The organism is Mesorhizobium sp. CA15 (assembly GCF_020165215.1).
In the GTDB taxonomy this organism is placed as follows: Bacteria; Pseudomonadota; Alphaproteobacteria; order Rhizobiales; family Rhizobiaceae; genus Mesorhizobium.
The window spans coordinates 206,633-220,334 of sequence record NZ_JAIUHQ010000007.1 but is presented as its reverse complement, the minus strand read 5'-3'; the positions used below and the strand labels follow the sequence as shown (position 1 = coordinate 220,334).

Here is a 13,702-nt window from a genome sequence, read left to right as displayed (position 1 = left end):
AGTGAACCGCTTCACGCCGCCTTGCCCGTGCCGTCGCTAAAAAAGTCAGCAAATTTTATGAGATAACGTCTCAATCGGCCCGTCTCATCCGCGCGGCAAAGAAGCCGTCCAGGCCTGAAATCCCGGGCGATTCCAGCGCGAGGTCGGCCGGCGTGGTGCGCAGTGTGCCCTCCGGTGTCAGGAACGGATCGATGCCGGCGAACTCGCCGGGCCGGATCGGGTCGGCGACCACACTGAGGGTCTCGGCGAGGAAGGCCCGATAGAGCTCCTCGCCCTCGATCGGATCGAGCGAGCAATTGGAGAACACGATCCGTCCGCCGGGCCTGACGAGGGTGACGGCATGGGCAAGCAGCCGGCGCTGGAGGTCGGCGAGCTTTTCGACGTCGGCCATGGTCTTGGTCCATGGCACGTCGGGGTGGCGGCGCACCGTGCCGGTCGAGGAGCAGGGCGCATCGAGCAGCACGGCGTCGAACAATTGTGCCGGCCGGTAATCCAGGAGGTCGGTCTGGACGAGCTCGGCGGTCAGGCCAAGGCGCTCGAGATTCTGACTGAGCCGCGCCAGCCGGTTCTTCGAGGTGTCGATCGCGGTCACCTCGGCGCCGGCCAGGATAAGCTGCGCCGTCTTGCCGCCGGGCGCGGCGCACAGGTCGGCGACGCGCTGGCCTCTGATGTCGCCGAACAGGCGTGCCGGCAGGCTTGCCGCCGCATCCTGCACCCACCAGGCGCCATCGGCGAAACCGGGGAGGTCGATGACATTGGCGGCAAGCTTCTCGACGCGCACGGTGCCGGTCGGCAGCACGATGCCGCTGAGACGCTCGGCCCAGATCACCGGGTCGGCCTTGACGGTGAAGTCGACCGGCGCCTCGTGGCGATGGGCGGCAAGGATGGCTCGCGCCTTGTCGGCTCCGTAAGCAGCGGTCAGCCGCTCGGAGAACCATTGCGGCGCCTCGCTGGTGGCGGCAAGCGCCGGGGCAAGCTCAGCCTCCTTGGCGCGCGCCAGCGAACGCAGCACGCCGTTGACGAGGCCGGAGAAACGCAGCGTTCGCGGATCGGACTTGGCGTGGGTGACGGCAAGGTCGACGGCGGCGCTGTCGGGAACATCGAGAAACAGGATCTGCGCGGCGGCGACATTGAGGATATGCGAGAGCGCCGTGGCGTTGGCCGGCAGCGGCTTTTCCAGGCGCTTGGACAAAAGCCCGGCAATGGTCATGCGGTGGCGCAGCGCCGTGACCAGGATGGCGCGCACCAGCGCCCGGTCGCGGCCGTCCAGCGCCTTGTATTGCGGATGGCCGTGCTCGTTGTCGGTCAACCCGTCCAGCGGCGTGCGGGCATCGATGACGGCGGCAAGCAGCCGCGCCGCCGCCTTGCGTGCGGCAAGGCCGGCGACGTTCTCGTCACCAGCCTTGTGTTGCGGATTGCCTGAATGTCCGCACCTCGGCGGCGTCACGACCAGGGACCCTTCGACCGGACATTGCGCGGTCCGGTCGGGTTGCGGCCCCAGGGATTGGGCTTTGGCGGCGCCGGCTCAGCCTCCGCTGGCGGCGGGTCCGCCGGCTTGCCCCATGGCCCCGCCGAAGGCTCCTCGGGCTGAATGGGTGGCGGAGAAGCCTGGCGCCGGGCGACCGGCGATGCGCCACCCATCGCGCGCGCCATCTCCTGCAGCGCGGCTATGCGGTTCTCGGTGCTCGGGTGGGTCGAGAACAGATTGTCCATGCGCTCGCCATGCAGAGGATTGATGATGAAAAGATGCGCCATCGCCGGATTGCGCTCGGCATCCTCATTGGGGATACGTTCGGCGCCGCGCGCGATTTTGTTGAGCGCCGAAGCCAGCCACAACGGGTTGCCGCAGATCTCGGCGCCGCGCCGGTCGGCTTCGTATTCGCGGGTGCGGCTCACCGCCATCTGCACGATCATCGCGGCGAGTGGCGCAACGATCATCGCTACAAGCACGCCGACAAAGCCGAACGGATTGTTGTTCTCGCGGCTGCCGCCGAAGAAAAAGGCGAAATTGCCGAGCATCGAGATGGCGCCGGCGAGCGTCGCCACGATCGTCATGGTCAGCGTATCGCGATGCTGCACATGGGCAAGCTCATGCGCCATGACCGCCGCGACCTCTTCATGGGAGAGCCGCTCGAGCAGGCCGGTGGACGCCGCAACGGCAGCATTTTCCGGATTGCGGCCGGTGGCGAAGGCGTTGGGCTGCGGGTTGTCGATCAGATAGGTCTTCGGCATCGGCAGGCCGGCCTGCTTGGCCAGCGCCTGCACGATCGCGTAATATTCGGGCGCGTTCTTCGCGTCGACCTCGACGGCGCGGTTCATCGACAGCACCATCTTGTCGGCGTTCCAATAGCTGAACAAATTGGTGCCGGCGGCGATCAGAAGCGCGATGACCATGCCGCCCGAGCCGCCGATCAGATAACCGACGCCCATGAACAGCGCCGTCATCGCGGCGAGAAGCATGGCGGTGCGAAGCGTGTTCATCGTTTCATCCGTCTGGTCTGATGGCGGAGGAGGTGGCGAATAGGGGTCGATCCTTCTGTCGTCATGGCTATATGATGGGAGGCGCCGGTCTTCGTTTCAATCGGCGGGAGTATCGCATGACTGAAGAACCCAGCAAAACCGAAGCAGTTGCAACGACCAAAGAGCCGCAAAAAACGCTAACCCCAGCGGCGCAGCGCGCGTTGACCGAAGCCGAAGCGCGTCGCCGGAACTACCGAGCGGCCGAAGCGCAATTGCCGAAGGAAATCGGCGGTCGCGGCGGCAAGGAGCCCGGCCGCTACGGCGACTGGGAGGTGAAGGGGCTCGCCACCGACTTCTAAGCAACCGCACGCTCGGGCGCGAGCGCGATCCAGCCACTGACGTCCGTAGCGATGCCGATTTCGTCATAGGAACGGATTGTCGGGTGCGGCGTGACCAGCGGGTGGACATGCGTGGCGCTGATCACCACCACCGACGCGCCGGAGGCCTCGCCTGCCGCGATGCCCGCCGGCGCATCCTCGAAGACCAGGCAGTCGCGCGCCTCAACGCCGAGACGCTTTGCCGCCAAAAGGAAGCAGTCCGGCGCCGGCTTGCCATGGGTGACATCTTCCGCCGTGACCATCATGGCGGGAACCGGAATACCGGCCGCCTCGATGCGCAGCAGCGCCAGCTCGCGCGGCGCCGAGGTGACGATCGCCCAGCGCTCCGGCGGCAGCGATTGCAGAAACGCGATGGCACCAGGAATCGGGACGATGCCTTCGAGGTCCTCCGCCTCGGCCTTGAGCAGCGCATCGGCTTCGGCGACGGCGTCGACGCCCGGCAGCTTCAGTCCCGCGATCGTCTCGATCGCGCGCTTGCCATGGATCGTGGGCAGGAAGCTCGCCACCTCGAGGCCGTGACGCTCCGCCCATTTTGCCCACACCCGTTCCGCCGCGGCGATCGAGTTGAGCACCGTGCCGTCCATGTCGAACAGGAAGGCGGCGAATTTTGAGCCTGCAAACATCGAATGTCCTGGAGAATCGTTTTCGGGAGGGGCGAAACGCAAAGCCCAGTTTAGACCGGCCGGCACCGCCTGAGAAGGCGAGAGGCCCACCATTTCATCCCGGCACGGGAACAAGCTCCGGCTCGCGGCGTTGAACGGGCAGTCTTTCCAAAATCACCAAGGGGGGCATGCGATGCTGATCCGGCTCGGCTATGAAATCGCCATCGAATGCGCGGCCGTGACGCCGATCATCTCGCTCCTCGACATCCATCCGGACCGCCATGCCGACATCAAGCGGCAGACGCGGGTTCTGACCTCGCCCTCGGTGCCGACCCGGACCTATCGCGACCGCCACGGCAATATCTGCCGTCGTTTCACGGCGCCGGCAGGCAACTTCCGCATCCTCTATGACGCGGCGGTCGAGGACAGCGGCGAGACCGACGAGGTGAACACGCTGGCGCACGAAACGCCGGTCGCGGAACTGCCGGACGATGTGCTGGTCTATCTGCTCGGCAGCCGCTATTGCGAGACCGACCATCTCAGCGACACCGCCTGGCAGCTTTTCGGCCAGCTGCCGCCCGGCTGGGCACGCGTCCAGGCGATCGTCGATTATGTAAACAGCCGGCTTTCCTTCGGCTACGGCTATGCGCGCGCCACACGCACGGCGGCCCAGGCGCATGAGGAGCGTGTCGGGGTGTGCCGCGATTTCGCGCATCTGGCGATCGCGCTTTGCCGATGCATGAACATTCCGGCGCGCTATGTGAACGGCTATCTCGGCGATATCGGCGTGCCGGCCGATCCGGCGCCGATGGATTTCTCGGCCTGGATGGAAGTCTACCTCGACGGCAAATGGTACACGTTCGATCCGCGCCACAACCGGCCCCGCATCGGCCGCGTCGTCATCGCCCGCGGCCGCGACGCCACCGACGTGCCGCTGCTGCACAGTTTCGGCCCGCACCGGCTCACCCTGTTCAAGGTCTGGACCTACGAGCAGGAAGGCAACCGCTTCAATCCCCCGCATCACGGCGTCGATCGGACGGCCAGCGCGCAGATGCTGGGGTAGGTTCTGTCGATATTCAGGTGAGGCCGGCCTGCGAGGGACGGCCTCCTGCGCTTCCGGTGCTCACGTACTTTAAGTACGCTCCGCTCCGGTTCTCGGAAGCCGCCCTTCTCGACTCGGCCTGACCCGAATCTCAACAGACCCTGCGCTGCGCCATGTTTCACCGGAGCCGCTGACCCGCTTCGGCACAGTTCGATTGTGCCGAAGAGAGAACGACCGCGACAGTCTTCAAGACTATGGCAAGCGCTCATGAAGGCCGCGTTTCCAAGGCATTTTCGTTTACTTCCGGTTCACCTTCAGATTTGCCGAAAGCCAGCAAAAACAACGGATTAACCTCTTGTTAATCGCCTTACGGCGGCTGCCGGCCGCGTCCGGCCGAAATCCTGCAACGCCTCTGCCGAGCGGCACGGTGCCGCGGACAGTGGAGGCGGAAGGGATGCGGCAGTTCAGAGGTGTCGTTCGTGGGGTGGACGGCTTCGCCCGCAACCGCGAAGGCAATTTCGCGGTACTTTTCGGAGCTGCCGCATCGGTTCTCGCGCTGGGGGTGGGATTCGCGGTCAACATCTCGCAACTCTACAATGCGAGATCGAGCCTGCAGGGCGTCGTCGACGCCGCCGTGACCTCGACGGCCCGCGATCTCACCCTCGGCGTCATCACGGAAACCGATGCCAACAAAACGGTGCAGGCGTTTCTAGACGCCAACAGCACGGCCGGCATCCTGCAGGCCAACCAGATCGTGCTCGACAAGCTTACGGTCAACAGGACGGCCAACACCGTACAGGCGGATGCGCATGTCGATGTCGGCCTCTATTTTCCGCTGTTCAGCACCAGCACCATGCGCCGCGTGACCGCCTCGACCATGGCGCTTTATTCAGACAAGACCGTCGAGGTGGCGATGATGCTCGACGTCACCGGTTCGATGAGGCCCGACTGGCGCACCAAGACCAACAAGATCGGCGACCTGCAGGCAGCCGCATCACAGACGGTAAAGGATCTCCTGGATCAAAACCGGGATCCCAACGATCCCCGGATTCGGGTATCGATCATACCCTACGCCGAAGCCGTCAACACCGGCGGCCTGGCCGATACCGTCTTCGTCGAGACCGAGACGGGGCCGAAAGTGCCGCCGCCGATCGATGCCCCGGTGGCGGTTTCCACTACGGTCTCCGATCATTGCGCAACCGAGCGCAAGGACAAGGACGGCTACGCCGATTATTCATCGGACGGGCCCTACACGCAACGCCGGGACAACCAGGGCAAGATCTATCTGGCCAAAGTCAACCGCGACTACCGCATGACGCTATGCCCTACGGCTGCCCTGGTTCCGCTGACTGCTGATGAGGACAAGCTGCTGACGGCGATCGATCATTTTCAGGCTGGGGGCGTGACCGCAGGCGGCATTGCCGCGCAATGGGGCTACTACATGCTCTCGCCATCCTGGCGCACGGCAATCTCGAGCGCCCGCCTGGGTGCCGGCCCGGCCAACTTCGATCGGAACAGGGTGGCCAAGATCGCCATTCTGATGACGGACGGCCAGTTCAACACCGCCTTTGCCGGCGGACGCGGCGCGTCGCGGTCGCAGGATCAAGGTCAAAAGTCGCGCGCCAATGCCGAAGCCATCTGCGATAACATGAAACGCGACAGCATCGAGATATTCACCATCGGCTTCGATCTCAACGACCCGGCTATGTCCGCGACCGAACGCGATCAGGCCACGTCCCTGTTGAAGAACTGCGCGACTGACGACACCTCGTCGCTCAAGCATTACTACGAGGCCGCCAACGGCGCCGAATTGAAACAGGCCTTCGGCGAAATCAGCCGTAATATCGAAAAGCTTACAATCAGCCGCTGAACTGCAGCGCCGACCCCAAAAAGGAAAAGGCCGCCGCTTCTTGACGAAGCCGGCGGCCTTCCGTGTTTCCGTCCATGACGCGGCTTCCGGCGGCAACCCCATCGGGCTACCTGCCGCGCGTCTCGCGCCTTAACGGGAAGACTGCTTCCCGAAAGTGCAATCCGCTGAGCTCACGTTATGGAAAACGAAATCACTCGACATCGGATCACCTCCTTTCAGTTCGTTGAACACACACAGATGATGGGGTGCGTCGCGGCAAATGGCAAGGTGCCGCAACGGAATGGCAGGCGGGAAATCCCTGCCCGCGGTGTTTTTGGGCAACAGATCGGGATTGCGCTACGCAGGCCAGTTGGATGACAGTGGCGCCCGGGAGGGCCCGCATTCGACGCATCGGGAGGTGAGAATGGACGCCGCCGACAAAGCCGCGCGGATCGCACGAACGGTCGTCGAGACGCTGAAACCGGGTTTCGCGGTCAAGCTCTGGACCGGCGAGCGCATCGGTCCCGCCGGCGGTCCGGTGCTCACCATCAACGACCAGGATATCGTCTGGCAATTGCTTCGCCGGCCGCGCTTCTCGACGCTGGTCGAGATGTGGATTTCCAAGACCATCGACATCGAAGAAGGCACGCTGTTCGATTTCTACGCGCTGCCTTCGCAAGGCAAGCTCAAGACGAAGCTCAGATCGCTGCCGAAGCTGGCGATTTTGCGCGACCTGCCGGCGGTACTTTTCTCGCGCAAACAAATGACGGCGCGCAGCGATCTTTCCGGCCGCAACCCTTATGTCAGCGGGTCGAACAAGGAGGCGATCCAGCACCATTACGACATTTCGAACGCCTTCTATCGGCTCTTCCTCGACGAGCGCATGGTCTACAGCTGTGGCTATTTCAGGGATTTCGCCAACGGCATCGACCAGGCGCAGATCGACAAGCTCGACCATATCTGCCGCAAGCTCAGGCTGAAGCCGGGCGAAACGTTGCTCGACATCGGCTGCGGCTGGGGCGCGATGCTGATCCATGCGGCGAAACATTACGGCGTCGTCGGCCACGGCGTCTCGTTGTCGCAGGCCCAGACCGAGCTTGCCCGCGAGCGCATTCGCGCCGAGGGGCTGCAGGATCGCATCACCATCGAGATAAAGTCCTATGCCGAGCTCTCCGGCAGCTTCGACAAGATCTCGTCGATCGGCATGTTCGAGCATTTGGGGATCGCCAACCACGCTGCCTATTTCTCGACTGTCCACCGCCTGCTGAAACCCGGCGGCATCTATCTGCACCACGCCATCACCCGGCGCAGCAAGGGCGACCTGAAGAAGACCCTGCGCAAGGGGCCGGAATACAAGGCCCTGATCAAATACATCTTTCCCGGCGGCGAGCTCGACACGATCGGCATGACGCTCGGCAATCTCGAGGCGCACGGCTTCCTGGTCTATGACGTGGAAAACCTGCGCGAGCATTATGCGCAAACCTGCCGCCTTTGGGCGGAGCGCCTGCATGCGCGCTTCGACGAGGCGGTCGCCGAGGTCGGCGAGCCCAAGGCGCGGCTGTGGCTGCTCTATCTGACGGGTTGCTCGATCACCTTCGAGCGCGCCTCGGCGCAGATTTTCCAGACCGTCGCCACCAGGCGCGCCCGCGGCCCGAGCGGCCTGCCGCCGACACGGGCGGATTTGTACCGGTAGACCCGACCCCCTTCAGTCCATCAAGCGCATCGGCGCGCCGAGCTCGATCCGTGCCGGCCGGTCGACCGTGCAGTAGACGCCGAGATTGTGAGCGTTATGGCGTACCAAATTGCGCAGGATGCCGGGATCGGTGTCGAAACCGTCCTGGGCGATGATGGTGAAGCCGCAGCGGCGGCAGGGTTCGGAGACGGTGAGCAGCAGATCGCCGACCGCGAGCTTCCTGCCGATCCATTGCGTCTCCGGAAAGGCGCCTTCGACCGGGTCCATCTCGACAACGATGTTGGGCCGGAAGCGGCGCGGATCGGGCACGCCTTCGGGATGCAGCGCCTTCAGCCTGGCCAGCGAGGCGGTGGTGAGCAGATGGATCGGCGCCTTGAGATAGCGGGCCTCGGTCAGCGGGCCGGCGTAGCCGGGCGCCGCGTTCTGCGCGCCGAACGGCCGGATCGAGGCCTCGAAGCCGAGAAAGGCCGATACCGCGCGATCGCTTTCAGGATCCGGCGCCGACAGCCATTCGCCACCGGGCACCGCCACTTCGAGCCGCCATTCCCTATTCACCGGGGCCTCGCTCAGCCTGGTGCGGATCAGCGGCACCTTGTGCCATCTGGCTTCGCGGTCGGGCCTGGCGATCTCGCCGTCGGAAGCGTCGACCAGTCCGAACAGCCGGTCGCCGTCGACGGTCCTCAGCCCGACGGAGATGGCGTCACGACGCTCGCCGGCGAGCGAGCTCGCCGGATAGCGCCAGAGCTGGCTGACCGTGCCGAGGATTGCCTTGCCGGTCATCAGCCCTTCTTGTTCTGCCGGTTGGCGACGAGATCGTCGACCACGGCCGGATCGGCCAGCGTCGAGGTGTCGCCGAGCGCGCCGAAATCGTCCTCGGCGATCTTGCGCAGGATGCGCCGCATGATTTTGCCCGAACGGGTCTTCGGCAGGCCCGGCGCGAACTGGATCTTGTCGGGCGTGGCGATGGCGCCGATCTCCTTGCGGACATGCGCAACCAGCTCCTTGCGCAATTCCTCGCTCGATTGGGTGCCGGCCATCAGCGTGACATAGCAATAGATGCCCTGGCCCTTGATGTCGTGCGGGTAGCCGACGACGGCGGCTTCCGACACCTTGTCATGGCTGACCAGGGCCGATTCCACCTCGGCCGTGCCCATGCGGTGGCCGGAAACGTTGATAACATCGTCGACGCGGCCGGTGATCCAGTAGTAGCCGTCAGCGTCGCGCCGGCAGCCGTCGCCGGTGAAATATTTGCCCTTGTAGGTCGAGAAATAGGTCTGCACGAAGCGGTCGTGGTCGCCATACACTGTGCGCATCTGGCCCGGCCAGGAATCGGCGATGCAGAGATTGCCGTCGGTGGCGCCGTCCAGCACCTTGCCTTCGCCGTCGACCAGCTGCGGCTGGACGCCGAAGAAGGGCCGCGTGGCGGAGCCGGCCTTGAGGTCGGTGGCACCGGGCAGCGGCGTGATCATGATGCCGCCGGTCTCGGTCTGCCACCAGGTGTCGACGATCGGCACCTTGGCGTTGCCGACGACGTTGTAATACCACTCCCAGGCTTCCGGATTGATCGGCTCGCCGACCGAACCCAGCACGCGCAGCGACTTGCGCGAGGTCTTCTTCACATGGCTGTCGCCGGCGCCCATCAGCGCGCGCAGCGCCGTCGGCGCGGTGTAAAAGATGTTGACCTGGTGCTTGTCGATCACTTCCCAGAAGCGCGACTGCGAGGGGTAGTTCGGCACGCCCTCGAACATCAGCGTCGTGGCGCCATTGGCCAAAGGCCCGTAGACGATGTAGCTGTGGCCGGTGACCCAGCCGACATCGGCCGTGCACCAGTAGATGTCTCCATCATGGTAGTCGAAGACATATTGGTGCGTCATCGAGACATAGACGAGATAGCCGGCGGTGGTGTGCAGCACGCCCTTCGGCTTGCCGGTCGAGCCGGAGGTGTAGAGGATGAAAAGCGGGTCTTCTGCCTTCATCTTTTCCGGCTTGCAGTCGGTCTTAACGGTCTGCGCCTCTTCATGGTACCAGACGTCGCGTCCCGGCACCCAGCCGGTCTTGCCGCCGGTGCGGCGCACCACCACGACCTTTTCGACCTTGGTGCCGGCCTTGGCGGCGATGTCGATCGCCTTGTCGGTGTTGTCCTTGAGCGGGATCGGCTTGCCGCCGCGCAGGCCCTCGTCAGCGGTGATCACGATGGTCGATTTACAGTCGTCGATACGGCCGGCCAGCGCATCGGGCGAGAAGCCGCCGAACACGACCGAATGGATCGCGCCGATACGCGTGCAGGCGAGCATGGCATAGGCCGCTTCCGGAATCATCGGCATGTAGATGGTGACGCGGTCGCCCTTCTTGACGCCATGCTTCTTCAGCACGTTGGCGAAGCGGCAGACATGCGCGTAGAGCTCATTATAGGTGACCTTGCGGTCGTCATAGGGGTTGTCGCCTTCCCAGATGATGGCGGTCTGGTCGCCGCGCTTCTTCAAATGCCGGTCGATGCAATTGTAGGAAACGTTGGTCTGGCCGTCCTCGAACCACTTGATCGAGACCTTGCCGTCGAAGGAGGTGTTCTTGACCTTGGTGAAAGGCTTGAACCAATCGATGCGCTTGCCGTGCTTGCCCCAGAACTTATCCGGATTTTTCACGCTGTCGGCATACCATTTGAGATAGGTGTCGTTGTCGATCAACGCGTTCTTCTTCCACGCCGGCTGGACGCGGTGGACATGCACATCGGACATTTCTTTGCTTTCCTCCCAAACCATCCACCGGCTTGCGCCGCCGGCGCCATCGCAGCGAAGCGGCCGCGAATTCGCGGGCATTATTAACAGTTCCGCGTTGACGGCAACATTAGACGTTGGATTCGCGTGGCGGGATGACGCAGGGGCAATTGGAACAGCCATTAGCACTCTCGCTTCGCGGCTGCTAACCGCCTGTTTTAACGACAAAAATTTTGCAGAGTCTCGAAGAAATCCATAGACAGTTAAGCAACCGTGGGCTCAATTCAGCGTTGGGAGGAAGGAGAATCAACCAAGGAAACGCAATGCGCGACAATTCCGAAATGGATCTGATGCTCAGGGGATACGGGCTGACTACGGCTAAGATCCTTTATCATTACCCCGATCACCCGCACCTGCTGCAAAGCTATGTCTGGCAGGACTATGACCTAGCTCCGGAATTCCCGGTGCTGATCCGCTTCATCGAGTTCTGGAAGACCAAGCTCGACGGCCCGCTGCATTCGGTCACCTACACGCATCAGAAGCTGATCGCGCCGAACGAGTGGCGGAAGGTGGATGGGGAGTTTCGGGTGCACTGAGGCGGCGGTACAGCTGATCTCCCCCGCAAGGGGGAGATTGGCAGTTTCAGCGCTAGCTTCACACCGCCGGCGGGTTCAACCGGGCGAAGCCTTCCTGGCGGCGATAGGGGAAGTACGGGTAAGGCGCCGTCACCGCGCTTGCTTCATCGAGCGCCGCGATCTGCTCCGCCGTCAACGCCCAGCCGACGGCGCCGAGATTCTGGCGCAGCTGCTCCTCGTTGCGCGCGCCGATGATCACCGATGACACGGTCGGCCGCTGCAGGAGCCAGTTGATGGCGACCTGCGGCACGGTCTTGCCGGCCTCGGCGGCGACCGCTTCCAGCGCATCGATCACCTTGAAAAGCTGCTCGTCCTCGACCGGCGGGCCGAAATCGGCGGTGCCGTGCAGCCGGCTCTTCTCCGGCAAGGGCTGGCCGCGGCGGATCTTGCCGGTGAGCCGACCCCAGCCGAGCGGGCTCCATACCAAGGCGCCGACGCCCTGGTCGAGGCCGAGCGGCATCAGCTCCCATTCATAGTCGCGCCCGACCAGCGAATAATAAACCTGATGCGCGACATAGCGCGGATAGCCGTGCTTTTCCGCCAGGCCGAGCGATTTCATCACCTGCCAGCCGGAGAAATTGGAGACGCCGACATAGCGCAGCTTGCCGGAGCGCACGAGGTGATCCAGCGTCGACAGCACCTCCTCGACCGGCGTCGAGGCGTCGAAGGCGTGGAGCTGAAGCAAGTCGATATAATCCGTGCCGAGGCGCTTCAGCGCCGCATCGACGGAGCGAATCAGGCGCGAGCGGGACGAGCCCCAGTCGGCCGGGCCATCGCCCATCGGCAGCGCGGTCTTGGTCGAGATCAGGACCGCGTCGCGGCGGCTCTTGATGGCCTCGCCCAGCACCTCCTCCGAAGCGCCGTTCGAATAGACATCGGCCGTGTCGAAGAGGTTGACGCCCGCCTCCAGGCAGATGTCGACCAGCCGGCGCGCTTCCTTCGCGTCGCTGTTGCCCCAGTGGCCGAACAGCGGGCCAGAGCCACCAAAAGTTCCGGCGCCGAAGGAAAGCGCGGGCACTTTCAGGCCGGAGGCGCCGAGAGGTCGATAGTCCATCTTTTTTCTCCTGATTGGATGTCGAAGGGAGTCAGCGCTCAGCACTGCGCGGTGACCGGCCTGCCGATCGCCCGGCCGCGTTCGAGACGCAGCGCGATGAACACGACGCCGAGCGCGGCGAGCGGCACCAGGCCGGCGACAAGAGGAACGGCGCCGAGGCCGGGACCGTGGTCGATGACGAAGCCGCCAAGCCAGGCGCCGATGGCGTTGCCGAGATTGAAGGCGGCGATGTTGAAGGAGGAGGCCAGGCCCTGGCCGGCGCCCTTGGCCTTCTCCAGCACCCACATCTGCAGCGGCGCGACGGTGGCGAAGGCGGCGGTACCGAGCAGACCGACGGCGACAATCGCTGCCACCGGCTGGTGGATCGCCGCGGCCATGACGAACAGCATCGCCGACAGTGCGACCAGCGTGCCGATAACCGTCGGCACCAGATGGCGGTCGGCAAGGCGCCCGCCAAGCAGATTGCCCGCCACCAGGCCACCGCCGAAAACCAGCAGGATCGGCGACACGGCTGCCTCGGAAAAGCCGGTGACGCGGGTGAGGATGGGCGCCAGATAGGTGAAGGCCGCAAAGACGCCGACCCAGCTCAGCACCGTGGTCAACAGGCCGAGCAGCACCGGCCGGCGGCCGAGCACGGCGAGCGCGCCTTCGGAGGTCTCCTCTTCCTCCATGGTGGCGGGTTGGTCGCGCGGCACCAGCAGCGCGATCACGGCAAAGGCGATGACGCCGACAAGTGTGACGGCCAGGAAGCTCGAACGCCAGCCATAGGCCTGGCCAAGCCAGGTGCCGAAGGGCACGCCGAGGATGTTGGCGACGGTAAGGCCGGTGAACATCAGCGCGATGGCCGAGGCCTTCCGGTTGGGCGCGACAAGGCCGGTCGCGACGACGGAGCCGACGCCGAAGAAGGAGGCATGGGCGAAGGCGGTCAGCACACGCGCCGCCATCAGCGTCCAGTAGTCGGGCGCCAGCGCGCAAGCGAGGTTGCCGACGGTGAAGACCACCATCAGGGCAAGCAGCAGGGTCTTGCGCGGCAGGCGTCCGGTCAAGGCGCCAAGCAGCGGCGCGCCGACGACGACGCCCAGCGCATAGCCGGAGATGAGCAGGCCCGCGGCCGAGATCGAGACGCCGAGATCGGCGCTGACATCAAGCAGCAGGCCCATGGTGACGAATTCGGTGACGCCGATGCCGAAGGCGCCGGCGGTAAGGGCATAAAGGGCAAGAGGCATGGCGATCGTCCGTTTGTGCTGGAGGACGC

The 13,702-nt window shown here is 64.5% G+C and carries 12 protein-coding genes; 5 read left to right on the top strand and 7 right to left on the bottom strand.

The genetic code is table 11. The features are described from left to right. Positions 1-70: 70 nt before the first annotated feature. Positions 71-1,447, bottom strand: coding sequence for an RsmB/NOP family class I SAM-dependent RNA methyltransferase (locus tag LB515_RS14940; RefSeq protein ID WP_411969146.1), 1,377 nt, complete (start codon positions 1,445-1,447; stop codon positions 71-73). After that, a complete protein-coding gene (htpX, locus tag LB515_RS14935) occupies positions 1,444-2,481 on the bottom strand; it encodes a zinc metalloprotease HtpX (RefSeq protein WP_224708166.1) in 1,038 nt (345 codons plus the stop codon). The genes LB515_RS14940 and htpX overlap by 4 nt, the downstream gene beginning before the upstream one ends. A 116-nt stretch (positions 2,482-2,597) precedes the next feature. Between htpX and LB515_RS14930 the strand changes: the two genes are divergently transcribed. Further along, complete coding sequence (locus LB515_RS14930; RefSeq protein WP_140841867.1) at positions 2,598-2,819, top strand: DUF1674 domain-containing protein; 222 nt, start codon at positions 2,598-2,600, stop codon at positions 2,817-2,819. Here the strand turns inward: LB515_RS14930 and LB515_RS14925 are convergent. Then, the gene (locus LB515_RS14925; protein WP_224708165.1) at positions 2,816-3,481 is read right to left on the bottom strand and encodes an HAD-IA family hydrolase; all 666 of its coding nucleotides are present in this window, start codon (positions 3,479-3,481) and stop codon (positions 2,816-2,818) included. The two genes, LB515_RS14930 and LB515_RS14925, sit on opposite strands and share 4 nt — an antisense overlap. A 172-nt stretch (positions 3,482-3,653) precedes the next feature. On the opposite strand from LB515_RS14925, the gene LB515_RS14920 reads away from it, so the two are divergent. The 3 genes from LB515_RS14920 (at position 3,654) to LB515_RS14910 (ending at position 8,044) form a co-directional block, all read left to right on the top strand. Further along, positions 3,654-4,523 (top strand): transglutaminase-like domain-containing protein, encoded by an 870-nt coding sequence (locus LB515_RS14920; RefSeq protein ID WP_095769748.1) that lies wholly within the window; start codon positions 3,654-3,656, stop codon positions 4,521-4,523. A gap of 433 nt (positions 4,524-4,956) precedes the next feature. Next, positions 4,957-6,372, top strand: a complete 1,416-nt coding sequence (locus LB515_RS14915) for a pilus assembly protein (RefSeq protein ID WP_224708164.1) — start codon at positions 4,957-4,959, stop codon at positions 6,370-6,372. A 403-nt stretch (positions 6,373-6,775) separates the two neighbouring features. Next, entirely contained in the window at positions 6,776-8,044 is a 1,269-nt protein-coding gene (locus LB515_RS14910; protein ID WP_224708163.1) for an SAM-dependent methyltransferase, read from the top strand. A 12-nt stretch (positions 8,045-8,056) separates the two neighbouring features. Here the strand turns inward: LB515_RS14910 and LB515_RS14905 are convergent, their stop codons facing one another. Then, positions 8,057-8,824, bottom strand: a complete 768-nt coding sequence (locus LB515_RS14905; RefSeq protein ID WP_224708162.1) for an MOSC domain-containing protein — start codon at positions 8,822-8,824, stop codon at positions 8,057-8,059. Continuing rightward, positions 8,824-10,779 carry an acetate--CoA ligase gene (acs, locus tag LB515_RS14900; protein ID WP_224708161.1) on the bottom strand — a complete coding sequence of 652 codons (1,956 nt, stop codon included), beginning with the start codon at positions 10,777-10,779 and terminating at the stop codon, positions 8,824-8,826. The genes LB515_RS14905 and acs overlap by 1 nt, the downstream gene beginning before the upstream one ends. A gap of 302 nt (positions 10,780-11,081) precedes the next feature. Here acs and LB515_RS14895 point away from each other — a divergent pair, with 302 nt between their 5' ends. Beyond that, a complete protein-coding gene (locus LB515_RS14895) occupies positions 11,082-11,354 on the top strand; it encodes an usg protein (RefSeq protein WP_095769745.1) in 273 nt (90 codons plus the stop codon). A 58-nt stretch (positions 11,355-11,412) separates the two neighbouring features. On the opposite strand, the gene LB515_RS14890 is transcribed toward LB515_RS14895, so the two are convergent. Next, entirely contained in the window at positions 11,413-12,447 is a 1,035-nt protein-coding gene (locus LB515_RS14890) for an aldo/keto reductase (protein ID WP_224708160.1), read from the bottom strand. Positions 12,448-12,485: 38 nt separating this feature from the next. After that, positions 12,486-13,673 (bottom strand): MFS transporter, encoded by a 1,188-nt coding sequence (locus LB515_RS14885; RefSeq protein WP_224708159.1) that lies wholly within the window; start codon positions 13,671-13,673, stop codon positions 12,486-12,488. Between the last annotated feature and the right edge of the window lie 29 nt (positions 13,674-13,702).

Coding starts and splice junctions, on each gene's coding strand:
- LB515_RS14925 (WP_224708165.1), bottom strand. CDS start 3,481: ATGTTTGCAGGCTCAAAATTCGCCGCCTTCCTGTTCGACATGGACGGC.
- LB515_RS14905 (WP_224708162.1), bottom strand. CDS start 8,824: ATGACCGGCAAGGCAATCCTCGGCACGGTCAGCCAGCTCTGGCGCTAT.
- acs (WP_224708161.1), bottom strand. CDS start 10,779: ATGTCCGATGTGCATGTCCACCGCGTCCAGCCGGCGTGGAAGAAGAAC.
- LB515_RS14915 (WP_224708164.1), top strand. CDS start 4,957: ATGCGGCAGTTCAGAGGTGTCGTTCGTGGGGTGGACGGCTTCGCCCGC.
- LB515_RS14895 (WP_095769745.1), top strand. CDS start 11,082: ATGCGCGACAATTCCGAAATGGATCTGATGCTCAGGGGATACGGGCTG.
- LB515_RS14890 (WP_224708160.1), bottom strand. CDS start 12,447: ATGGACTATCGACCTCTCGGCGCCTCCGGCCTGAAAGTGCCCGCGCTT.
- LB515_RS14920 (WP_095769748.1), top strand. CDS start 3,654: ATGCTGATCCGGCTCGGCTATGAAATCGCCATCGAATGCGCGGCCGTG.
- LB515_RS14885 (WP_224708159.1), bottom strand. CDS start 13,673: ATGCCTCTTGCCCTTTATGCCCTTACCGCCGGCGCCTTCGGCATCGGC.
- LB515_RS14910 (WP_224708163.1), top strand. CDS start 6,776: ATGGACGCCGCCGACAAAGCCGCGCGGATCGCACGAACGGTCGTCGAG.
- htpX (WP_224708166.1), bottom strand. CDS start 2,481: ATGAACACGCTTCGCACCGCCATGCTTCTCGCCGCGATGACGGCGCTG.
- LB515_RS14930 (WP_140841867.1), top strand. CDS start 2,598: ATGACTGAAGAACCCAGCAAAACCGAAGCAGTTGCAACGACCAAAGAG.